Annotated in this window: 17 protein-coding genes, 8 tRNA genes and 2 rRNA genes; 26 read left to right on the top strand and 1 reads right to left on the bottom strand. The window is 42.1% G+C overall.

The features are described from left to right. The first annotated feature begins 91 nt into the window (after positions 1 to 91). The 10 genes from IGL90_RS13445 to IGL90_RS13400 all read left to right on the top strand — a co-directional run bounded on the left by IGL90_RS13445 (position 92) and on the right by IGL90_RS13400 (position 3,990). Positions 92 to 3,004, top strand: a 23S ribosomal RNA gene (locus IGL90_RS13445). Between the two features lie 96 nt (positions 3,005 to 3,100). After that, positions 3,101 to 3,216: ribosomal RNA gene (gene rrf / locus IGL90_RS13440) — 5S ribosomal RNA — on the top strand. A 14-nt stretch (positions 3,217 to 3,230) separates the two neighbouring features. Next, positions 3,231 to 3,303: transfer RNA gene (locus IGL90_RS13435), tRNA-Val, on the top strand. Positions 3,304 to 3,309: 6 nt separating this feature from the next. Beyond that, positions 3,310 to 3,382 (top strand) — tRNA-Lys (locus IGL90_RS13430). A gap of 16 nt (positions 3,383 to 3,398) precedes the next feature. Continuing rightward, positions 3,399 to 3,480, top strand: a tRNA-Leu gene (locus tag IGL90_RS13425). Between the two features lie 6 nt (positions 3,481 to 3,486). Then, a tRNA-Thr gene (locus IGL90_RS13420) sits at positions 3,487 to 3,562 on the top strand. A 4-nt stretch (positions 3,563 to 3,566) separates the two neighbouring features. Further along, positions 3,567 to 3,638: transfer RNA gene (locus IGL90_RS13415), tRNA-Gly, on the top strand. Between the two features lie 15 nt (positions 3,639 to 3,653). Further along, a tRNA-Leu gene (locus IGL90_RS13410) sits at positions 3,654 to 3,739 on the top strand. A gap of 14 nt (positions 3,740 to 3,753) precedes the next feature. Beyond that, a tRNA-Arg gene (locus IGL90_RS13405) sits at positions 3,754 to 3,827 on the top strand. Between the two features lie 89 nt (positions 3,828 to 3,916). Continuing rightward, positions 3,917 to 3,990, top strand: a tRNA-Pro gene (locus IGL90_RS13400). A 45-nt stretch (positions 3,991 to 4,035) separates the two neighbouring features. Here the strand turns inward: IGL90_RS13400 and IGL90_RS13395 are convergent. Continuing rightward, the gene (locus IGL90_RS13395; RefSeq protein WP_002354705.1) at positions 4,036 to 4,893 is read right to left on the bottom strand and encodes a MurR/RpiR family transcriptional regulator; all 858 of its coding nucleotides are present in this window, start codon (positions 4,891 to 4,893) and stop codon (positions 4,036 to 4,038) included. 145 nt (positions 4,894 to 5,038) lie between these two features. Between IGL90_RS13395 and IGL90_RS13390 the strand changes: the two genes are divergently transcribed. The 16 genes from IGL90_RS13390 (at position 5,039) to folE (ending at position 23,530) form a co-directional block, all read left to right on the top strand. Continuing rightward, positions 5,039 to 6,346 (top strand): PTS sugar transporter subunit IIC, encoded by a 1,308-nt coding sequence (locus IGL90_RS13390; RefSeq protein WP_048737491.1) that lies wholly within the window; start codon positions 5,039 to 5,041, stop codon positions 6,344 to 6,346. Beyond that, entirely contained in the window at positions 6,324 to 7,553 is a 1,230-nt protein-coding gene (locus IGL90_RS13385) for an aminotransferase class I/II-fold pyridoxal phosphate-dependent enzyme (RefSeq protein ID WP_048737488.1), read from the top strand. Before IGL90_RS13390 ends, IGL90_RS13385 begins: the two co-directional genes overlap by 23 nt. Positions 7,554 to 7,756: 203 nt before the next feature. After that, positions 7,757 to 8,224 carry a CtsR family transcriptional regulator gene (locus IGL90_RS13380; RefSeq protein WP_002354715.1) on the top strand — a complete coding sequence of 156 codons (468 nt, stop codon included), beginning with the start codon at positions 7,757 to 7,759 and terminating at the stop codon, positions 8,222 to 8,224. A gap of 2 nt (positions 8,225 to 8,226) precedes the next feature. Next, on the top strand, positions 8,227 to 10,722 hold the full coding sequence (locus IGL90_RS13375) for an ATP-dependent Clp protease ATP-binding subunit (protein ID WP_002378875.1): 2,496 nt from the start codon (positions 8,227 to 8,229) through the stop codon (positions 10,720 to 10,722). Between the two features lie 217 nt (positions 10,723 to 10,939). Continuing rightward, positions 10,940 to 11,974, top strand: coding sequence for an FUSC family protein (locus tag IGL90_RS13370; RefSeq protein ID WP_002354721.1), 1,035 nt, complete (start codon positions 10,940 to 10,942; stop codon positions 11,972 to 11,974). A 179-nt stretch (positions 11,975 to 12,153) separates the two neighbouring features. Beyond that, positions 12,154 to 13,074: a peptidase U32 family protein gene (locus tag IGL90_RS13365; RefSeq protein WP_002354722.1), complete on the top strand. Its 921-nt coding sequence runs from the start codon at positions 12,154 to 12,156 to the stop codon at positions 13,072 to 13,074. Positions 13,075 to 13,101: 27 nt separating this feature from the next. Beyond that, a complete protein-coding gene (locus IGL90_RS13360) occupies positions 13,102 to 14,349 on the top strand; it encodes a peptidase U32 family protein (protein ID WP_002368523.1) in 1,248 nt (415 codons plus the stop codon). 23 nt (positions 14,350 to 14,372) lie between these two features. Further along, complete coding sequence (locus IGL90_RS13355; RefSeq protein WP_002367516.1) at positions 14,373 to 15,935, top strand: PucR family transcriptional regulator; 1,563 nt, start codon at positions 14,373 to 14,375, stop codon at positions 15,933 to 15,935. A 134-nt stretch (positions 15,936 to 16,069) separates the two neighbouring features. Further along, positions 16,070 to 17,344, top strand: a complete 1,275-nt coding sequence (locus tag IGL90_RS13350) for a cytosine permease (RefSeq protein ID WP_161796739.1) — start codon at positions 16,070 to 16,072, stop codon at positions 17,342 to 17,344. 19 nt (positions 17,345 to 17,363) lie between these two features. Further along, positions 17,364 to 18,458 carry a DUF917 domain-containing protein gene (locus IGL90_RS13345; RefSeq protein WP_002354727.1) on the top strand — a complete coding sequence of 365 codons (1,095 nt, stop codon included), beginning with the start codon at positions 17,364 to 17,366 and terminating at the stop codon, positions 18,456 to 18,458. Beyond that, positions 18,459 to 20,012 (top strand): hydantoinase/oxoprolinase N-terminal domain-containing protein, encoded by a 1,554-nt coding sequence (locus tag IGL90_RS13340; RefSeq protein ID WP_010823318.1) that lies wholly within the window; start codon positions 18,459 to 18,461, stop codon positions 20,010 to 20,012. Positions 20,013 to 20,086: 74 nt separating this feature from the next. Continuing rightward, complete coding sequence (locus IGL90_RS13335) at positions 20,087 to 20,485, top strand: hypothetical protein (protein ID WP_002375430.1); 399 nt, start codon at positions 20,087 to 20,089, stop codon at positions 20,483 to 20,485. An 86-nt stretch (positions 20,486 to 20,571) separates the two neighbouring features. Beyond that, on the top strand, positions 20,572 to 21,921 hold the full coding sequence (gor, locus tag IGL90_RS13330; RefSeq protein WP_002354732.1) for a glutathione-disulfide reductase: 1,350 nt from the start codon (positions 20,572 to 20,574) through the stop codon (positions 21,919 to 21,921). 197 nt (positions 21,922 to 22,118) lie between these two features. Next, complete coding sequence (folB, locus tag IGL90_RS13325) at positions 22,119 to 22,481, top strand: dihydroneopterin aldolase (RefSeq protein ID WP_002354733.1); 363 nt, start codon at positions 22,119 to 22,121, stop codon at positions 22,479 to 22,481. Further along, positions 22,482 to 22,967, top strand: a complete 486-nt coding sequence (gene folK, locus IGL90_RS13320; RefSeq protein WP_002365443.1) for a 2-amino-4-hydroxy-6-hydroxymethyldihydropteridine diphosphokinase — start codon at positions 22,482 to 22,484, stop codon at positions 22,965 to 22,967. Then, positions 22,961 to 23,530 (top strand): GTP cyclohydrolase I FolE, encoded by a 570-nt coding sequence (folE, locus tag IGL90_RS13315; protein WP_002381007.1) that lies wholly within the window; start codon positions 22,961 to 22,963, stop codon positions 23,528 to 23,530. Before folK ends, folE begins: the two co-directional genes overlap by 7 nt. The last annotated feature ends 2 nt before the right edge of the window (positions 23,531 to 23,532 follow it).

The raw sequence follows: 23,532 nt of genomic DNA, 5'->3' as shown, positions 1-23,532 counted from the left end.
AATGAGTTTTTTAATAAGTTCAATTGCTTATTTATTGATTAACCTTCTATCGCTAGAAGAAGTGATCAAGACCCAACCGTAAGGTTGATAAGGTTAAGTGAATAAGGGCGCACGGTGGATGCCTTGGCACTAGGAGCCGATGAAGGACGGGACTAACACCGATATGCTTTGGGGAGCTGTAAGTAAGCTATGATCCAGAGATTTCCGAATGGGGGAACCCAATATCTTTTATAGGATATTACTTTTCAGTGAATACATAGCTGATTAGAGGTAGACGCAGAGAACTGAAACATCTTAGTACCTGCAGGAAGAGAAAGAAAATTCGATTCCCTGAGTAGCGGCGAGCGAAACGGGAAGAGCCCAAACCAACAAGCTTGCTTGTTGGGGTTGTAGGACTCCGATATGGTAGTCTGTTAGTATAGTTGAAGGATTTGGAAAATTCCGCTAAAGAGGGTGAAAGCCCCGTAGACGAAATGCTAACAACACCTAGGAGGATCCTGAGTACGGCGGAACACGAGAAATTCCGTCGGAATCCGCGGGGACCATCCCGCAAGGCTAAATACTCCCTAGTGACCGATAGTGAACCAGTACCGTGAGGGAAAGGTGAAAAGCACCCCGGAAGGGGAGTGAAATAGATCCTGAAACCGTGTGCCTACAACAAGTCAAAGCTCGTTAATGAGTGATGGCGTGCCTTTTGTAGAATGAACCGGCGAGTTACGATTGCATGCGAGGTTAAGTCGAAGAGACGGAGCCGCAGCGAAAGCGAGTCTGAATAGGGCGAATGAGTATGTAGTCGTAGACCCGAAACCATGTGATCTACCCATGTCCAGGTTGAAGGTGCGGTAAAACGCACTGGAGGACCGAACCCACGTACGTTGAAAAGTGCGGGGATGAGGTGTGGGTAGCGGAGAAATTCCAAACGAACTTGGAGATAGCTGGTTCTCTCCGAAATAGCTTTAGGGCTAGCCTCGGAATTGAGAATGATGGAGGTAGAGCACTGTTTGGACTAGGGGCCCATCTCGGGTTACCGAATTCAGATAAACTCCGAATGCCATTCATTTATATCCGGGAGTCAGACTGCGAGTGATAAGATCCGTAGTCGAAAGGGAAACAGCCCAGACCACCAGCTAAGGTCCCAAAATATATGTTAAGTGGAAAAGGATGTGGGGTTGCACAGACAACTAGGATGTTGGCTTAGAAGCAGCCACCATTTAAAGAGTGCGTAATAGCTCACTAGTCGAGTGACCCTGCGCCGAAAATGTACCGGGGCTAAACATATTACCGAAGCTGTGGACTACACCATTAGGTGTAGTGGTAGGAGAGCGTTCTAAGGGCGTTGAAGGTCGATCGTGAGGACGGCTGGAGCGCTTAGAAGTGAGAATGCCGGTATGAGTAGCGAAAGACAGGTGAGAATCCTGTCCACCGTATGACTAAGGTTTCCTGGGGAAGGCTCGTCCGCCCAGGGTTAGTCGGGACCTAAGCCGAGGCCGATAGGCGTAGGCGATGGACAACAGGTTGATATTCCTGTACCAGTTGTTTTTGTTTGAGTAATGGAGGGACGCAGTAGGCTAAGGAATGCATGCGATTGGAAGTGCATGTCCAAGCAATGAGTCTTGAGTAGAGTTAAATGCTTTACTCTTTAAGGACAAGTTGTGACGGGGAGCGAAATAATAGTAGCGAAGTTCCTGATGTCACACTGCCAAGAAAAGCTTCTAGTGAGAAAACAACTGCCCGTACCGTAAACCGACACAGGTAGTCGAGGAGAGTATCCTAAGGTGAGCGAGCGAACTCTCGTTAAGGAACTCGGCAAAATGACCCCGTAACTTCGGGAGAAGGGGTGCTGACTTCGGTCAGCCGCAGTGAATAGGCCCAAGCGACTGTTTATCAAAAACACAGGTCTCTGCAAAATCGTAAGATGAAGTATAGGGGCTGACGCCTGCCCGGTGCTGGAAGGTTAAGAGGATGGGTTAGCTTCGGCGAAGCTCAGAATTGAAGCCCCAGTAAACGGCGGCCGTAACTATAACGGTCCTAAGGTAGCGAAATTCCTTGTCGGGTAAGTTCCGACCCGCACGAAAGGCGTAACGATTTGGGCACTGTCTCAACGAGAGACTCGGTGAAATTTTAGTACCTGTGAAGATGCAGGTTACCCGCGACAGGACGGAAAGACCCCATGGAGCTTTACTGTAGTTTGATATTGAGTGTTTGTACCACATGTACAGGATAGGTAGGAGCCGATGAGACCGGAACGCTAGTTTCGGAGGAGGCGCTGGTGGGATACTACCCTTGTGTTATGAACCCTCTAACCCGCACCACTAATCGTGGTGGGAGACAGTGTCAGATGGGCAGTTTGACTGGGGCGGTCGCCTCCTAAAAGGTAACGGAGGCGCCCAAAGGTTCCCTCAGAATGGTTGGAAATCATTCGAAGAGTGTAAAGGCAGAAGGGAGCTTGACTGCGAGACCTACAAGTCGAGCAGGGACGAAAGTCGGGCTTAGTGATCCGGTGGTTCCGCATGGAAGGGCCATCGCTCAACGGATAAAAGCTACCCTGGGGATAACAGGCTTATCTCCCCCAAGAGTCCACATCGACGGGGAGGTTTGGCACCTCGATGTCGGCTCGTCGCATCCTGGGGCTGTAGTCGGTCCCAAGGGTTGGGCTGTTCGCCCATTAAAGCGGCACGCGAGCTGGGTTCAGAACGTCGTGAGACAGTTCGGTCCCTATCCGTCGCGGGCGTTGGAAATTTGAGAGGAGCTGTCCTTAGTACGAGAGGACCGGGATGGACTTACCGCTGGTGTACCAGTTGTTCTGCCAAGGGCATTGCTGGGTAGCTATGTAGGGAAGGGATAAACGCTGAAAGCATCTAAGTGTGAAGCCCACCTCAAGATGAGATTTCCCATTTCTTTAAGAAAGTAAGACCCCTGAGAGATGATCAGGTAGATAGGTTGGAAGTGGAAGGCTAGTGATAGTTGGAGCGGACCAATACTAATCGGTCGAGGACTTAACCAAAGAATGGATAAGTAAAAGCAACTTGGTTATTTTGATTCAAACTTCAATCCAGTTTTGAGTGAATGAAGATTCAACTCAATAAGAAACAACACCCAGTGTGGTGGCGATAGCGAGAAGGATACACCTGTTCCCATGCCGAACACAGAAGTTAAGCTTCTTAGCGCCGATTGTAGTGAAGGGTTTCCCTTTGTGAGAGTAGGACGTCGCCACGCGAATTGTTGTTTTTGGAGGTTTAGCTCAGCTGGGAGAGCACCTGCCTTACAAGCAGGGGGTCAGCGGTTCGATCCCGTTAACCTCCATTTTTTGAGCCGTTAGCTCAGTTGGTAGAGCATCTGACTTTTAATCAGAGGGTCACAGGTTCGAGCCCTGTACGGCTCATATTCATATTTCATTTGCGGGTGTGGCGGAATTGGCAGACGCACTAGATTTAGGATCTAGCGCCGCAAGGCGTGGGGGTTCAAGTCCCTTCACCCGCATATTTAGCCGGCTTAGCTCAGTTGGTAGAGCATCTGATTTGTAATCAGAGGGTCGAGGGTTCAAGTCCTTTAGCCGGCACCATTTTGCGGAAATAGCTCAGTGGTAGAGCACCACCTTGCCAAGGTGGGGGTCGCGGGTTCGAACCCCGTTTTCCGCTTAGCCAATTCATTACGCCGGGGTGGCGGAACTGGCAGACGCACAGGACTTAAAATCCTGCGGTGAGTGATCACCGTACCGGTTCGATTCCGGTCCTCGGCATTGTTTTATATTTAGCACCCATAGCTCAACTGGATAGAGTGTTTGACTACGAATCAAAAGGTTAGGGGTTCGACTCCCTTTGGGTGCATAGTTGAGTGATTGACTAAGTTTTAAAAAGGTGCACGTGAGTTTCTTTTTAATTCGATAGTCTTTTTTTATTACTTTAACTTCATAGCCCGGGAAGTAGCTCAGCTTGGTAGAGCACTTGGTTTGGGACCAAGGGGTCGCAGGTTCGAATCCTGTCTTCCCGATTGTGAAAAACAGTACTGATCATCAGTACTGTTTTTTTGTTTTGTTTAAAATTTAAGTATCGAAGTAGGTGTATTTTTTTGTGATGTGTAGTTCTTATCGAAATTGCGACTAAAAATACAGGAATAAAGGACATTGAGAATATATTCGATGGCTAGTTGAGAGGAAAAGGTCGAGACTTTGAAATCTGCATGTTCAACGTTAGGAATGGGCAAAATCACTGTGGCGTATTTAGCTAATTGGCTGTTCAAGTCTGAAGTAATGGCAATAATCGGAGTGCCTCCTTCTGCAAAAATCCGTGCTTCATTTACGATTTCTGCAGTGTTACCACTGTAAGAGACGAGGATGGCTACGTCATTTTTGGTGGCATTGATGGCTAAATAAAATTGTTCAGCTTGATAAGGGATTAAATGGATAAATAGCTGAATGCGTAATAACTTTGTTTGAAAATCCGTTAAGCGAATGTAGGAGTTACTGACCCCCACTGCTAAAATATTTTCAGCGGTTAAAAGTAAATCAATGCTTTTATTTAACATGGCCTCGGTTAATAACTGTTGGGTGGATTGAACAGTTTCAGTCGTTAACTGCGCAATTTTCTTGGCAATTAGTAAATCAGAATCTTGCGCTAAAAAAGGCATATTCGCATCAACATTCCGGATTGCTTGGTAGTGAATTTCTAAGTCGCGGGACAAGCGGATTTTAAATTCTTTGAAACCGCTAGTTTCTGTTTTTTTACACAAACGAACAATCGTGGAAGTTGAAGAGTTGGTGGCTTCTGCTAGTTCATAAATCGACATATGCAGGACTCGTTCAGTATGAGATAAAATAAAATCAATAATTAGCCCTTCGTTATATGTATAGCGTTCTTTTTGTTCTAAACATTCGATTAGATTCAATGGGTTCACCTCTCTGTGGTACTTTGTTTCGCTTTCAGTATACCTTAAGCGTATGAATTATGAAACATAGTTACAGAATCAGTTAGTTGTATTTACATCAGAAAGCGGTTTCTTTATGATGAGGATATCACAAAGGATTAAGGAGAGAAGTGAAATGGATAAGTTAACAAACTGGGTGGAGCAAGCCGTAGTGCCTAAAATTTCAAGGATTACAAGTTTACGTTATTTTCAAGCCTTAAGAAATGGTTTTTTTGCAATTATGCCGTTAACAATTATTGGATCGATTTTTATGTTGATTACAGATTTTCCAGTAGCAGGGTATGGCGATTTTATGGCTGGAATTTTCGGTGCAGGTTGGGCGGATATGATTTCACCAGCTTATCGAGCGACTTTCAACATGATGGGAATTATTTTTGCTGGGACGATGTCCTATAAATTGGCGGAAAGTTACGAAATGGATCGTTTAACTTCATTAATTTTAGGAATTGTTGCTTACGTAGTCGTTTTACCGAAAACGGTGATCACAGAATCAGGCGAAGTTGTGACGAAAGTTTTATCGTTTGATTGGTTAGGAACGCAAGGGGTGATTACGGCCATTATTATGTCAATTCTTTCGGTTGAATTGACTCGTTTCTGTATTAAGAAAAAATTAGTCATCAAAATGCCTGAAAGCGTGCCTTCTATGGTGAGCCAAGCTTTTAGTGCATTGATTCCTGGGATTTTTGTGGTAGCGGTGGCTTTATTGATTAATGGGATTGGGCTTTCGTTTGCGGATTCCTTCCCGCAATTAATTTATGCGGTGATTCAAGCGCCACTGCAAGGTTTAATCGGAACCCCTTTTGCAATTATTATTGTGGCTGGCTTAAATGGACTGTTCTGGTGGTTTGGAATTCATCCAACTGTCATCAATTCCATGCTATATCCTATTTTGTATGCGAATGCAGACAAAAACCAAAGCTTAGCAGAATTAGGACAATTAACTGCTCAAAGTGGCAACTTTGGCACGGTCCAAATGCTCGATCAATTTGCCACAATTGGAGGCGCTGGTTGCACGATTGGCTTGGCTATTGCAATGGCCATCGTCGGACATTCATCTAGAATGAAAGCCATGTCGAAAATTTCGTTTGTTCCAGCATTTTTCAACATTAATGAACCCTTGATTTTTGGACTCCCAGTTATTTTTAACCCTTTATTATTGATTCCGATTGCGGTCGCGCCGATTGTATCTGTCTTGATTGCCTTTCTGTCAATGAAAATTGGGTTCATGCCAATGTTTACAAACATTCAAGCACCATGGGCTACGCCCTTTCTGTTTTCGGGCTTTTTAGTGGGAAAATGGCAAGGTGCAGTGACGCAAGTTTTAGCTGTTGCGGCTAGTGTCGTTATTTATTATCCATTTGTAAAAGCCTTAGATCGACAATATCAAAAAGAAGAAGCCCATGAAGTACCAGAAACATTGTAGAGAAAGAGGAGTGAAGGAAATGCATGTTGAGAATGATGAAAATATTTGCTGTGAAGTGGAAAAAGGAATGGAAAAAATGTATCATCCGATGGTGCCCGAGTTGGTTCAAACCTCTTCCTTTTATTTTCCAACTTACGAAGAATTTATGGCAGCGAGTATAGATGAAAAAAATAATTATGTTTACACACGTGGCACCAACCCCACAACAGAAATTTTAGAGAAAAAAATTGCTCGTTTGGAACGTGGAGAAAAATGTAAAGTTTTTGCCTCAGGAATGGGAGCTATTTCGGCAACGCTGTTTACGTTGCTCCAACAAGGCGATCATGTTTTAATGGTCAACACAATTTATGGAGAATCTGTTTCGTTTGTGCAATATTTAGAGAAATTTGGCGTATCCTTGACCAAAGTAGACGTTGCAGAAACAGAAGAACTTTTTCAATTTGTTCAGGAAAACACCAAAGTCATTTACTTTGAAAGTCCGTCCTCACAAAAGTTTGAACTGCTAGATTTAGAAAAAATAACTGCGTTAGCACAAAAAATTGGCGCATACACTGTCATTGATAACACGTGGGCGTCACCGTTATTTCAGCATCCTTTATGCCATAATGTGGACCTGGTGATTCATTCTTGTTCCAAATATATTGGTGGTCATTCGGATATTGTAGCAGGGGCTGTCATTGGCAAAGCAGCGCTTGTGGATCAAATTTTTGAACATGGTCATCAAGCATTAGGCGCAGTCAATAGTCCCTTCAATTCTTGGTTAGCGTTACGAGGTATTCGTACCATGCCCGTTCGGTTGGCGCATCAGTCTCAAGCCATCCAAACGGTGCTGTCGGCTTTGCAAAAGGATCCGCGAATCAGTCGATTATATCATCCTTTTGTAGGGAATCAACAACAACAAGCGTTAGCAGAAAAATATTTAACAGGTTATGGCTCATTGTTTGCGATTGATTTAAAAGATACCGATTTTGAACGTTTGAAAACATTTGTGAACGCATTGACGCTGGTCACAATTGGGGTCAGTTGGGGTGGCTTTGAAAGTTTGGCCTTGCCTGTATTTAAAGGCAATAACTTGGCGGCTCTTCAGAAAAGAGGCTTGTCACCAGCGCACATTCGCATGTACGTTGGTTTGGAAGAGCCAACATCTATTATCGAAGATATTCAGCAAGCCTTGGATCAAGCCTACGGCGAAGAAACGCTTTTGTGAGACATTAAGGCGGAGCCATTGTCTGCCTGTAATTCAATAACATATTTTCAATTTTAGGAGGGGAACTTAAGTCAGTTTGACTGAGGTTGCTCCTCCTGTTTTGCATTTTTTTATTAAAGTCAAAGCGTTCCTCTTTATTTAATAGGCAAAGTTCGATATAATAATGGTCAATATTAGTCAAGAGAGAAGAAGGATGGAAGACTATGAGTAATCAAAATACGTCAGATTTAATCGAGGCTTATTTAAAAAAGATTTTAGAAGAAAGTAATAAAATTGAAATCCGTCGGGCGGAAATGGCTAATTTATTTAATTGCGTTCCTTCACAAATTAACTATGTAATTAATACACGTTTTACCATCCAACGAGGCTACGCAGTTGAAAGTAAACGTGGTGGAGGCGGCTATATTCGCATTGTCAAAGTACAAATTTCAGATAACGATCAATTACTAAAACAAATGGATCAATTGATTGGCGCAACCTTAACAGAAAAAGATGCGCTAACATTTATTCAAACATTGTATGAAGAAGAAGTGATTACGAAAAAGGAAGGCAATTTAATGCTAGCTGCTTTAAGTAAAAGCACATTGAATGGTCTGGGGAATCACGAAGATTTTCTAAGAGCTCAAATAATGCGTTCATTTTTAGAGCGCTTGAGCTATGAGGAGGAATAACTATGGATGAACTATTTACAGAAAGTGCGAAAGCCGTACTGGCGATTGCCCAAGAAGAAGCGAAGTATTTTCGTCATCAATCCGTCGGTTCTGAGCATTTATTATTAGCACTCGTTTTAGAACCGAATGGGATTGCCGGAAAAACATTACGACAATTGAATACTGACACAGAAGACATCCGTGAAGAAATTGAGCATTTAAGTGGCTATGGCACCATGCAAAGTCCAATGGGGAATAACAACTTATACTTACCTTATTCACCAAGAGCCAAACAAATCTTTGCCTATGCTGGAGATGAAGCGAAGCGCTTAGGGGCTCAAAAGATTGGTACCGAGCATTTATTATTAGGCTTGTTAAGAGACGAAGAAATTTTAGCGTCTAGAATTTTAGTGAATTTAGGATTAAGCTTATCCAAAATGCGTCAATTATTATTGAAAAAAATGGGCGTTTCCGAACCCAATGGCGCACAACGTCGTCGGAATGGTCAAAATAAAAATGCGCCACAAGGGACGCCAACATTGGATTCTTTAGCAAGAGATTTAACCAAGTTAGCACGAGAACAAAGTTTGGATCCAGTAGTTGGTCGCGGGACCGAAGTTCGTCGTTTGATTCAAATTTTGAGTCGCCGTACCAAAAACAATCCTGTCTTAGTCGGTGAACCAGGTGTTGGGAAAACAGCGATAGCAGAAGGGTTAGCCCAGAAAATTGTCAACCGGGAAGTCCCTGAAGATATGCAAGGCAAACGTTTAATGATGCTAGACATGGGTGCCTTGGTTGCTGGAACCAAATATCGAGGTGAGTTCGAAGATCGCTTGAAAAAAGTTGTCGATGAAATCTATCAAGATGGACAAGTCATTTTATTTATCGACGAATTGCATACCTTGATCGGTGCTGGCGGTGCAGAAGGGGCGATTGATGCTTCAAATATTTTAAAACCTGCTTTAGCACGTGGCGAGTTGCAAACAATTGGTGCGACAACTCTGGATGAATACCAAAAATATATTGAAAAAGATGCCGCTTTGGAACGTCGTTTTGCCCGTATTCAAGTAGCAGAACCAACGCCAGAAGAAGCAGAAGAAATTCTAAAAGGCTTGCGTTCACGCTATGAAAAACATCATGGCGTAGAAATTACAGATGAAGCTCTACATGCAGCGGTTCAATTATCGATTCGCTATTTAAATGACCGCCAATTACCAGATAAAGCAATTGATTTAATGGACGAATCTGCAGCAAAAGTTCGTTTAGATAAGGCAGATCAACCTTCAGAAATTAATGAATTGCGTACCGAAATTTCTCAATTAATTACGGAAAAAGAAGAGGCCATTCAAAACCAATCATTTGAAAGTGCTGCTCGGATTCGTCAAAAAGAAAAACAAGTGATGGAAAAACTAGAAGAATTGATTGCAGTGAAAGAAAAAAGTCTGTCTGGTTACAGTACACAAGTAACAGAAGAAGACGTGGCTGGGGTCGTTTCACAATGGACAGGCGTTCCTTTGCAGCAGCTAGAGAAGAAAGAAAGCGAACGATTGATGGAATTAGAAACCATTTTACATCAACGGGTCGTTGGCCAAAATGAAGCAGTTGAAGCTGTTTCACGCGCTATCCGTCGTGCGCGTAGTGGCTTGAAAGACCCAGCAAGACCGATTGGTTCTTTCATGTTCTTAGGACCAACAGGGGTTGGGAAAACAGAACTTGCCAAAGCCTTAGCCGAAGCGATGTTTGGCAGCGAAGAAGCGTTGATTCGCGTGGATATGTCTGAGTTTATGGAAAAATACAGTACTAGCCGTTTAATCGGTTCTCCTCCAGGTTATGTCGGCTACGAAGAAGGCGGCCAACTAACTGAAAAAATTCGTCAACGTCCTTATTCCGTTATTTTGCTAGATGAAGTAGAAAAAGCCCATCCAGATGTCTTTAATATTTTATTACAAGTCTTAGATGATGGCCATTTAACGGATGCCAAAGGACGAAAAGTCGATTTCCGTAACACGATTTTAATCATGACCTCCAACTTAGGAGCAACAGCGATTCGTGAAGAAAAACATGTCGGCTTCAATGTGAAAGACATTTCTAAAAATCATGAATTAATGCAAAAACGAATCATGGAAGAATTGAAAAAAGCCTTCCGTCCAGAATTCTTAAACCGAATTGATGAAACGGTTGTCTTCCATTCCTTGAAACAAGAGGAAATTCATGAAATCGTGAAAATTATGAGTCAATCTGTCGTGAAACGGATGGCTGAACAAGAGGTTAAAGTGAAAATCACACCAGCTGCAATTGAAGTTATTGGTAAAGTCGGGTTTGATCCAGAATATGGTGCACGTCCAATTCGTCGGGCCTTGCAAAAAGAAGTGGAAGATCGTTTAAGTGAAGCCCTTCTTTCTGGTCAAATTCAGTTAGGGGATAAAGTAACCTTAGGTGCTAGCAAAGGCAAAATTACGTTAAATGTGCGGGCACCAAAAGCACCAAAGACAGAAGCGAAAGAATTACAAACTGTATAGATGAGATGCAAAGGAGGTCGGGACAGAAGTGTTTAACTCCGAGAAATAAGCCGAAGGGGTTGCTTCTGTTCTCGCCGTGTATCAGTTTTTGAGCGTGGAGCAAAAATCCAAAGTGATTTTTGTCCCACGCTCCTTTTTCTATTTTCCAGTGGCGATTTCTTTTTGAGAATTGCCAGATTGATTTTTCTGTGCTACGTTAATAAGGAGGGGTGATGGAATGGAACAATCTTTTTTTCGAGAATTACTACATTATCAACGTCCAAAGGATAATCCTTTTCGACTAGTGTTTGCTGGCTTGGTTATGTTCAGCATTCTTTTTTTGGGCTATATCAATCATCAATTATTGATTTCAAGCTTTGGCTCGTTAGGTATTTTTACTTTTTTATATTATCAGCCGCTACCATTAAAACAGTTAATGACTCGTTTATCTGTGGTCGGTAGTTACCTTTTTTTAGGAAATTTGTTAGGCATGTTATCGACCCATATTGCATGGCTCATTCCCATTGTTGTTGCACTGGTCGGTTTTGGTGGCCGCTTTTTCTTTGAAGTCTACGATATTTCAAAACCAGGGGCCTTCTTTGGTGTGATGGTGACAGCGATGGGTGCCAGTACGAGTATTCCGTTAGCAAAAATTCCGTTCATGAGTGGCTGTATGTTATTAGGCATTGGCTTTTCTATTTTGTTTGCACTAGTGTTGCATTTTACAGAGAAGGAAATCAGTGCCCCGCTAGCTAAGCGATCATTACGGGAACGAATTTATCGGCATCCAGAAGCGCCATTAGATAGCATATATTATAGCTTTGTCTTATTTTTTGCTGTATATATCAGCGAAAGTTTACATTTACAGAATCCATATTGGCTAGTCGTTTCCTGTGCATCCATTTTACAAGGAGACAATTTACGTGCGATTAAGCAGCGAAATATTCAGCGAATTTTTGGCACAACGATTGGATTGGTTATTTCCGCTTTTCTGCTTAATTTAGCTTTGACAACTTTTGAATCGATTGTCGTGATTACAATCTTATTTGTGACCGTTGAGTATTTTATTCGTCGTAATTATGGATTGGCGCAATTTTTCACAACGCCTATGGCTCTGATGCTTTCATTGCTCGTTCGTCAGCAGTACGTGATAACGTTGATTCAATTCCGCTTTTTGGGGATTGTTTTAGGCAGCTTGTTAGGCTTAGCGGCAGCGTGGCTATTCACCGTTGTAGTAACGTTTTATGAACGAAAATATCACTTGAACGAGTGACCAAAGAACAGATGACCAGTAATAAAAAAAAGAGCATTTGGTAGGTAAGCGGTTGGCGCTTTTCTACCAAAATTTTTTCGGAAACATTGTGAAAAATGTACGTTTAATACAGATAGGCTCTTTTAAAGTTTGTGAACGTATGATACTATTAAACGGTCATAAAGAAGGAGGCTATATTTATGATTGAACTGATTGCAACTGCAGAATCTGTTGAGCAGGCTGTAGAATTACTCGCAACAGGTGTGGATACATTATATATTGGAGAAGAAACATTCGGGTTGCGTTTGCCCGTATCTTTTACACGAGATGAACAACGCGAGATTGTGAAACGTGCACATGAAATGGGCAAACAAGTGCTAGTTGCAGTAAATGGCATTATGCACCCTGAAAAAATGAAATTAGTCCCAGAGTATCTGACATTTTTAAAAGAAATCAACGTCGATAAAATTACTTTGGGTGATCCGGGTATTGTGTTTATTATGCAACGAGATGGATTAGAAATTCCTTACGTTTATGATGGCGAAACCTTGGTAACGAGCTCACGTCAAATCAATTTTTGGAGTAAACGAGGAGCCATCGGAGCTGTCCTAGCTCGGGAAGTACCTTTTGAAGAAATGGTCGCAATGGAAGAAAACTTAGCAGTTCCAGCTGAAATTCTTGTCTATGGGGCGACCTGTATTCATCAATCGAAACGCCCATTAATTCAAAATTACTACAATTACACAAAGAACGACAAAGGGGTTACGAAAGACGAAGGGCTGTTTATTTCTGAACCCAAAAAACCAGAAACCCACTATTCCATTTATGAAGATAGTCATGGTACGCATATTTTTGCCAATAACGATGTGAACTTGATGAATGAGTTAACAAACTTGTATGACCATCACTATCGTACATGGAAGCTCGATGGCCTTTACACGCCAGGTGAAAATTTTGTCGCGATTGCTCGCTTATTTGCTGAAGCGAAAGCAGCACTTGAAGCGGGAACTTGGTCAGAAGATCAAGCAGCTCATGCAACAGCTGAAATTGAAAAATTACATCCAACAGGTCGTGGCTTAGACAATGGTTTCTTTGATTTAAGTGCCGATGCAATAAAATAAATTGATTCATTTAAGGGGAAGAAGAACATGAAAGTAATGACAGAACGAACATTGAAGCGTCCCGAGGTGTTGGCTCCAGCCGGGACGCTAGAAAAACTAAAAGTCGCAATTCGTTATGGTGCCGATGCCGTTTATATCGGAGGGAATGCCTACGGTCTGCGTAGCCGCGCAGGAAATTTCACGCCAGAAGAAATGGCGGAAGGCGTAGCCTTTGCCCGCGAACATAATGCGAAAGTTTATGTCGCTGCCAATATGGTCACTCATGAAGGAAACCAGGAAGGGGCAGGAGCGTTTTTCAGAGAATTGCGAGACATCGGAATTTCAGCTGTGATTGTTTCCGATCCAGCTTTAATCGAAATTTGTGCGACAGAAGCACCAGGTTTACCCATCCATTTATCGACACAAGCTTCAGCAACCAACTATGAAACATTAGAATTTTGGAAAAATGAAGGCTTAGAACGTGTGGTATTAGCGCGCGAAGTTTCAATGGAGGAAGTTGCAGCGATTCGTGAAAATACGGACATTGAGATTGAAGCCTTTATTCATGGAGCAATGTGTATTTCATATTCAGGACGTTGTACTTTATCCAACCATATGTCGATGCGGGATGCCAATCGTGGCGGTTGCTCACAATCTTGTCGTTGGAAATACGAGTTATTTGATATGCCTTTTGGGACAGAACGTCGGAGCAAAACCAGCGAAGGGGAAGTTGAAGAAGAGTTTTCAATGAGCGCCGTAGATATGTCTATGATTGAACATATTCCAGAATTAATTGAAAATGGTGTCGATAGTTTTAAAATTGAAGGCCGCATGAAATCCATTCACTATGTTTCGACAGTCGCTAATGTGTATAAAAAAGCCGTCGATTCTTACATGGAAGACCCTGAAAACTATGTCTGCCAACAAGAGTGGATTGATGAATTATGGAAAGTAGCACAACGTGAATTAGCAACTGGATTTTATTACAATACACCAAGTGAAAATGAACAATTATTCGGCGAACGTCGTAAAATTCCACAATATAAATTTGTTGGCGAAGTGATTGCGTACAACGAAAAGACGCAAGTCGCGACAATTCGTCAACGGAACCTTTTCAGTGTCGGCGATGAAATTGAATTTTATGGTCCCGGGTTTACCCATTTCCACCAAACCGTTAAAGAGATGTATAATGAAGACGGTGAAGCGATCGATCGGGCACCTAATCCCATGATGTTATTAACGATGGAAGTGACCCAACCTGTTGCAGTCGGCGATATGATTCGTAAGAAAAAATAAACCAGCCAAAAGGAGGAGTAAATATGAGTGTCCGCGTGAATGATTTATTAAAATTACCGTCTTTGCGAGAAGCAACGGTACTTTCTGGTAAAAACCAATTGGACACATCTGTTGCTTCTCTTTCTTTTTTAGAAGTCTCTGATATGTCTTTGTTTTCGGAAAAACTTCACAAAACAAATGAATACCATGCTGGCGAAATTTTGATTGGTTCATTTTGTGCCATTCGTCATGATGTGGTGAAGCAATGCGAAACGATTCGGCATCTCCATGAATTAGGCGAAGTAGGCCTAATCTTGTACTACGTTGGGATTATCGTACCGAAAGTTGCAGAGGAAGTGATTCAATTAGCGGATTCTTTAGGTTTCATTTTAATCCAAATGCCTAAAAATGATCCCACATTACGCTACAACGAAGTCATTTATGAAGTCATGAAATTGTTAGTCAATAAAAATAAAATGACTTCTTTTGCAACGGACCTCTTGGAAAAAGTTTCCCTTTTGCCTGAACAAAACCGCAGTGTGGAAATGACCTTGAAAATCCTATCCGATTTTTTAAAAGTCAATATTGCGTTAACCACCTATACCAATGAAATCATCAGCACCATCAATTGGCCGCGAAGCACGAAATTGCCCTTAACCAAGTTACTTTATCAATCACAAGAGAAAGTAGCGCTAGGAGAAACGACCTACTTCATTACCTCGCAAAAACTTCCTCAGAAGGATGGACAAACATTGAAGCTTTACTTCATTCGAGAAGAAGAGCAGTTAACCTCTTTTGAGATGAATCAAGCGGTGGAAGTCGTTCAGATGGCTCTGAATTTATGGGGGAAAAACTATGACGAAGTCAGTGAGTATGCCTTAGTCCAAGCAATCATTAACGACGAAAGTGATAAGATGTACCAATTAGCCAAAAAATTAATGATTGATATTTCTTCTGTCGAAACGATGTGGCTTTTGCCTATTTGGCAACAAGGACAAGAAATCCACGCTATTCAGCAAGATTTGAAAGATTTCCTACGTTACTATTACCAAACAACGATTGTCCAGCAAACAGAAAATTACCTGATTGTTCTCTTAGGTAATTATTTACACAAACAGCCTGAAGCCACGATTAGTAAAGAATACTTGCAAGCCACAGACTATCAGGACTATTTAGGTGAAATCATCCTTTGTCCGAAAGTTCGTAACACGACTGAAGTGCGTGTCAGCTACCAAACCGCTAATCAAGTCGCGCCGTTTTTAAAGCGCGTCTATCCACAAAGAAAAGTGTTATCAATCGCGGAAATTCGTACAGTTCAACAAATGATGACGTGTCTCCAAGCAGGAGAAGAAGCAATCCAACAACGCTTAGCAGTTATCCAACCTCTCTTAAAAGAATCAGAGCAGTTAATGACATTAGGGACGTTTTTACTAGATGCAAGTAGTGATTTTAAAGAATGCGGCGAACGCCTATTTGTTCATAAAAATACGGTCAAATATCGTATCAGTAAAATTAATGAAGCGCTCGGCTATGATATGACTAACGCCGCCGAAGCCTATGAAGTCTATTTGGCGATGATCTTATATCGCTTGGTCACGAATGAATGAAAAAAGCAGACAATCGGCAGTAGCCGATTTGTCTGCTTTTTTATTTTAAGCCAAAACTTCCTCGATATTTTTTTCAATTTGAAAAAGACCTATGACTGATTTTTCGTTATAATTGAAAAAATAATTAAGGAGGAATGAGAATGAAATTAAAAAACGAGCAACAACAATCGTGGCTTAGCTTAGCATTTGTTTGGGCGGGCGCAATGATTAGCGTGCCAGGATTAATTATTGGAGGAACGTTAGTTGCAGGCATGCCTTTATGGGAAGCTTTGTTAACAGGATTTATTGGTTACGGTATTATTGTTATTTTAATGATTTTACAAGGAATTCAAAGTTCCGACTTACAAGAACCTTCTGTCAAAGTCGCTTCTCAAGTGTTTGGCATTCAAGGTTCGCAAAAGATTATTTCCATTATTCTAGCGATTGCTTGCTTAGGTTGGTTTGGTTTGCAAGCCAATGTCAGCGGCGGCGCCTTCACGAACTTTTTAAAAATTTACGGCATTGATTTACCTGTGTCGCTTTCTTCCTTAATCTGGGGAATTATCATGCTTATTTCGGCTCTTTATGGCATAAAAATATTGAAAATTCTGAATTATTTTGCGGTTCCTGTGTTAGTTCTGGTTTGTCTTTATGGCTTGGTGGCTTCGTTAAGAAACAACGGTTGGGAAGCTGTTAGTCAATATACACCTCAAACAGTAGGAAGCTTTATGTCAGGTCTTTCAATGACTGTCGGTTCTTTTGCATTAGGCGCAGTAATTGCTGGAGATTACTCTCAATATGTTTCTTCTCGTAAAGATGTGGTTAAAGCGGCCACCTTAGGGATTTTACCGACAGGCTTGTTGATGATTGGCGTTGGTGCGGTCTTGACCATTGCTTCGAACACCGCAGATATCACGGAAGTTTTTATGAATCTCGGTTTTCCAGTTTTAGGAATTATTGCGCTAATTTTAGCAACTTGGACCACGAATGCCGTGAATGCTTTTTCTGGCGGACTGGCCTTGATTAATGTCTTTGATATTCCAAAAGAAAAAGAAAAAGTCGCTGTCGGTGCGGCCGGCGCCATTGGAACCTTATTAGCAGTTGTGGGGATTTTAAATTACTTTACGCCGATCATGTCTGTCCTTTCTGCGATGGTTCCACCAGTGGCTGGTGTAATGATTGCTGCCTATTGGTTGATTAACAAAGGCGATCGAACCAAATGGCAGCCAACGCCTGGCGTGAATAAATTAGGTGTTTTTTCATGGCTAATTGGTGCTGCAGTGGGGGGCATTCCGGTGATTATGAGTTTCTTTCCCAATGCCCCTCAATTGCCTAACCAACCGCTAATTGGCATTGTTTTATCGTTTGTTATTTATTATTTCGGTGCAAAACGTCAACAGACGAACACCGAATCATTAGAAATGGAATGAAGAAGAGGAGTGTCGGAGAATGCGTTATTTAGATGCAGAAGCAATTGAGAATATAGCTACAGGAGCAGCTTTTTTAGGGACAGGAGGTGGCGGTGATCCCTACATTGGTAAAATGATGGCTTTGTCCGCCATCGAAGAAAACGGACCTGTCAAACTGGTTTCTCCAGAAGAAATTGCCGCGGAGGATTTTTTCCTACCCGCCGCAATGATGGGTGCCCCATCTGTCGCAATTGAAAAATTTCCCAAAGGCGACGAATTCGTCCGTGTCTTTGAGAAGTTAGGAAAATATTTAGACCAAGAAACGATTGCGGGAACCTTTCCAATGGAAGCTGGGGGCGTCAATTCAATGATTCCAATTGTTGTTGCAGCGAAGCTAGGCATTCCCTTGGTGGATTGTGATGGTATGGGGCGGGCCTTTCCAGAATTGCCTATGGTAACGTTCCATTTGAATGGGATGTCAGCGACCCCTATGGCAATTACCGATGAAAAAGGAAATATTGGCATTATGGAAACGATTGATAATACTTGGACAGAACGTCTTGCTCGTGTTCAAACGGTTGAAATGGGCGCTAGTGCTTTAGTGAGCATTTATCCCGCGACAGGCAAACAATTACAAGATTATGGTATTCATAACATCGTGACATTATCAGAAGAAATTGGCAAAGTGATTCGAGGTACCTATGCAGATGAACAAGAAAAACGCCAAGCATTAGTAGAAGTTACGGATGGCTTTGAATTGTTCCAAGGAAAAATTCTAGATGTAGAACGAGAAGTAAAAGGTGGCTTCAATTTGGGACGTGTCAAATTGAGTGGCTTAAACAGTGACGCTGGTTCAGAAGCAGTCGTCCATTTTCAAAATGAAAATTTAATTGCCGAGAAAGATGGTCAGGTGATTGCGATGACGCCTGATTTGATTTGTATGGTAGATTTAGAAACTTTAACGCCTGTGACAACAGAAAGCTTGAAATACGGCAAACGTGTCCAAGTAATGGGCTTGAAAGCGAATGCCGCTTGGCGAACGAAAAAAGGTATCGAAACAGTGGGTCCTCGGTATTTCGGCTACGAAATGGATTATCAACCACTAGAAAACTTAGTAGCGAAGGAGGACAAATAAATGTATAAAATTGGTATCGATGTCGGTGGCACAAATACAGATGCTGTTATTTTAGATCATCAATTAAACTTGATTCATTCAGTGAAAGTTCCAACAACCGATGATATTCAAACAGGGATTGCCGGTGCCTTAAATAAAGTCTTGGCAGAATCAGCAGTGGACCCAACCAAAGTCACACATGCAATGTTGGGCACGACCCAATGTACGAATGCCATTGTTGAGCGAAAAAAATTAGCAAAAGTTGGGGTCCTTCGTTTGGGCTATCCAGCAACCGCTTCGGTCTTGCCTTACACAGCTTGGCCCGAGGATTTAGTGGCCACTCTTTCAGAAACGTATGCTTTAGCACATGGCGGTTACGAATATGATGGACAACCATTGACTGCACTGGACGAAGAAGAATTACGTGGGATTTTGGCCTCTTGGCGAGGAGAAGTAGAGGCAATCGCAGTAATTGGCGTTTTTTCTTCTTTAAAAAATGACCAAGAATTGTTTGTTCAAGCGCTTGCGAAGGAAGTGTTAGGGGCAGATGTTCCTGTATCTTGCTCCTCAATGATTGGGTCTGTCGGTTTAATTGAACGGGAAAATGCGACAATTTTGAATGCTGCGTTGCACAAAGTAATTAAAGTGACCAGCGAAGGCTTTGAACAAGCCTTAGAACAAGAAAAAATTCATCACGCCCAAGTGTACTTATGTCAAAATGATGGTACGTTAATGTCGTTAACGTATGCCAAACAGTTTCCTATTTTAACCATTGCTTGTGGACCAACCAATAGTATTCGTGGCGCTTCATACTTAGCTGGCTTGAAAGATGCGGTTGTTTTAGATGTTGGTGGCACAACGTCCGACATTGGCGTGTTAGTGGATGGCTTTCCAAGAGAATCTTCACTGGCCGTTGATGTTGGCGGGGTACGGACCAATTTTAGAATGCCAGATATCGTGTCAATTGGTGTCGGCGGCGGCAGTCTAGTGCGTGAACAACCAGATGGTTCTGTGACAGTTGGCCCCGATAGTGTCGGCTACCGTATTACACAAGAGGCCCTTGTTTTTGGCGGCACACAATTAACGACCACTGATATTGCGGTTCGCTTAGGCCATGCCCAAGTCGGTGATCCTAGCAAAGTGGCTCATTTAGACCAAGCGTTTGCGGAAAAAGTGTACCAAAAAATTGGCGAATTGGTCAGTGAAGCGATTGATCGCATGAAAACCAGTTCTGCAGACGTGACGGTCGTTTTAGTTGGTGGTGGAAGTATTATCATCCCCGAAGAATTGACAGGTGTTAAAGTGCTAATTCGCAACGAAAACGGGGCAGTGGCGAATGCCATCGGTGCCTCTATCGCTCAAATTAGCGGACAATACGAACAAATTTATGTCTATTCAAAAATTCAACGGGATGCGGCGTTGGCTGATGCCCAAGAAAAAGCCGTCCAACAAGCTGAACTTGCAGGTGCAGTCCCTGGCACAATCGAGTTAGTCGAGGTGGAAGAAACACCACTCGCCTATCATCCAGAAAATGCAACCCGCTTACGAGTAAAAGTGGTTGGGAACATGTATTAAAAGAAAGGAAATCCTCTGGCATATGAGGGTTTCCTTTTTGTGCTATAGTAAAAGAAAAAGAAGGAGGAATAACTATGGCTAAATTATTCGCCTACCAAATTGGTCAAAACCCACGTATTCAAACGGACCTTTTGGTAGATCCTCAGCTGTTTGAAGATGAGCATGGCTGTGCGGGGGGTGTGGGCTTCGGGTTAGCCGATTGTGTTCAAACCGGAATGTTTACAGATATTGAAGTGATAAAACGGTATCTTCACGAAGCAACCTACGTTTTTATTAATGGTGACTTTGACCGACTAAGTTATTTAGAAATTGGGATTGCACTTTCCTTAGGCAAAACACTTTACGTCATTACAATGAATCCAAACGTAACGAAAGAAGATTTAGGAATTCCCTTCGACAATGCTACGATTGAATTCCTTTCCCCCAGTGCTTTTACGGAACGAATCCATGAAACAGAAGCAGCAGAAAACTAAACAAAAGTAAGTAATACGACTGTCTTTTTTTGCTATTTTTTGCGATAATAAAGGAGAAAGTTCAAATTGAAAGGGAGCCAGAATAAATGAAAACCTATGATTATATTGTTATTGGTGGCGGTAGTGGCGGGATTGCTTCTGCTAACCGCGCAGGAATGCACGGAGCCAACGTCCTTTTAATTGAGGGCAACGAAATTGGTGGGACCTGTGTCAACGTTGGTTGTGTGCCTAAAAAAGTCATGTGGCAAGCCAGCAGCATGATGGAAATGATGGAAAGAGACACAGCAGGCTACGGGTTTGATGTTGAAATCAAAAATTTTAGCTTTAAACAATTAGTTGAAAATCGTGAAAAATATATCGACTTCTTACATGGTGCGTATAATCGTGGTTTAGACAGTAACAACATTGAACGTATCCATGGTTACGCTACGTTTACTGGGGAGCAAACAATTGAAGTCAATGGAACAGAATATACGGCGCCGCACATTTTAATCGCGACAGGTGGTCGTCCGAAAAAACTAGGTATTCCAGGAGAAGAATATGCCTTAGATTCAAACGGCTTCTTTGCGTTAGAAGAAATGCCAAAACGTGTGGTCTTTGTCGGTGCGGGTTACATCGCAGCCGAATTAGCAGGAACCTTACATGGCTTAGGCGCAGAAACACATTGGGCCTTCCGTCATGAACGACCATTACGAAGCTTTGATGACATGCTTTCTGAAAAAGTCGTAGAACGCTATCAAGAAATGGGCATGCAAATTCATCCGAATGCAACACCAGCTAAAATTGAAAAAACGGCGCAGAATGAGTACGTTATTACATTTGAAAATGGTGAATCAATCACGACAGATGCCGTGATTTTCGGGACAGGCCGTCAGCCGAACACGGATCAATTAGGCTTAGAAAATACGAAAGTAGCCCTTGATGAAAAAGGCTACGTCAAAGTAGATAAATTCCAAAATACCACGCAAAATGGCATCTACGCAGTCGGCGATGTCATTGGGAAAATCGACTTAACGCCAGTCGCGATTGCCGCTGGTCGGCGCCTGTCTGAACGCTTATTTAACGGACAAACCGATTTATATTTGGATTATAACTTGGTACCAACGGTGGTCTTTACCCATCCACCAGTTGCGACAATTGGTTTGACGGAAAAAGCAGCGCTTGAAGAATATGGTGAAGACCAAGTGAAAATCTATCGCTCTAGCTTTACGCCAATGTATTTCGCTTTAGGAGAATACCGTCAAAAATGCGACATGAAATTAATCTGTGTCGGCAAAGAAGAAAAAATTGTCGGTTTGCATGGCATCGGCATCGGTGTTGACGAAATGCTACAAGGCTTTGCAGTCGCTATTAAAATGGGCGCGACCAAAGCAGATTTTGATAATACTGTTGCGATTCATCCAACAGGCTCAGAAGAATTTGTAACAATGCGATAAAAGACGAATAACCCCCGAAAAAGAGCGTTGCATCAGCAACGCTCTTTTTTGAATACACGAGTTATACTATTTGATTCATAAAAAGTAATTTTTTATATCATACCAATAACCACTTTTCCATCTTTTAACTACTGACTTTTCCAAGAAATATGCTATGATTAAAAAAATCAGCAAAACAGAGGGTAGGGAGTTAGAGGATGGATAAAATTAGAATCAACAACTTGAAATTTTTCACAAAAAATGGTGTTTTGGCAGAAGAAAAACGTCTAGGGCAGCAAGTAGAAATCGACCTTGAAATGCAGTTGTCGCTAGCCGAGGCAGGGCGAACAGATGATGTCACTCAAACTGTCAATTATGCCGAAGTGAATGAATTGATTGCCCAACGAGTAAACAATCACTCGTACGATTTAATCGAAGGGTTAGCGAGTGCTATTTTAGATGATATTTCCGCAGATTATCAAGAACAATTGAACAAAATTATCATTAAAATTAGAAAATATAGTGTGCCGATGCCCGGCCTTTTTGACAATATTGAAATTGAAATGGAGCGAGAAGTATAGATGATTGGCTATGTAGCATTAGGTAGTAACGTCGGCGATCCGTACGCAAATTTAGTGAAAGCCCGCAATTATTTAAACGAAGACCCGCAGATTCAGGTCGTGGCTTCTTCAAAACTTTATGAAACGGATCCTTACGGCTATACAGACCAAGATGATTTTTTGAACGCCGTATTGAAAATTGATACTAGCTATACCGCTGAAGAATTACTGGCTGTTACCCAAGGAATTGAACAAGCGATGAAACGTAAAAAATTAATTCACTGGGGTCCGCGGATTATTGATATTGATATTTTATTATTAGGGGAACAGTCAGTCACGTTGCCCCACTTACAAGTTCCTCATCAAGAATTAACAAAACGGTCATTTGTTTTGATTCCCTTAAGTGATGTTTACGCAGAGGAACAACTATTGGGCGCGCCAATAGCTACATGGATTCAGCGCAGTGGCAATCAAGAAGAAGTGCGAGTAAGCGAAAAGGAATGGTAGAGATGGAGCAGGAAAAACAAGCGCAAATTGAGCAGGCAGTTACCACAATCTTAGAAGCAGTGGGGGAAGATACTCAACGGTCAGGACTCATTGATACACCCAAACGTGTAGCTAAAATGTATGCAGAAGTTTTTAGTGGATTAACCGAACCTGAATTTGACGATTATAAATTATTTGATAGCTTAAATGAAGGCGAAATGGTTTTAGTAAAAGATATTGCCTTTTATTCAATGTGTGAACACCATTTATTGCCATTTTATGGAAAAGTACATGTCGCTTATCTGCCAGAAGGTGGCAAAGTATTGGGACTAAGCAAGTTACCAAGATTAGTAGAACATTGTGCCAAACGTCCCACAGTTCAAGAAGATTTAACAGTGACAATTGCCCGCAAACTCCAAGAAAATATTCCCGTCAAAGGCATTGCAGTAGCCATTGAAGCGGAACATATGTGTATGACGATGCGCGGCGTGAAAACACCACAAAGTAGCACCAAAACATTTCAATTTACCGGACTATTTAAAGAACAAGAGTGGAAAAATCAATTTTTAATGGAGATACGTTAGAA

The organism is Enterococcus sp. DIV1307a, from assembly GCF_050537425.1.
Lineage (GTDB): Bacteria > Bacillota > Bacilli > Lactobacillales > Enterococcaceae > Enterococcus > Enterococcus faecalis.
The sequence above is the reverse complement of the archived record's forward strand: the minus strand, read 5'-3'. Positions and strand labels throughout refer to the sequence as shown.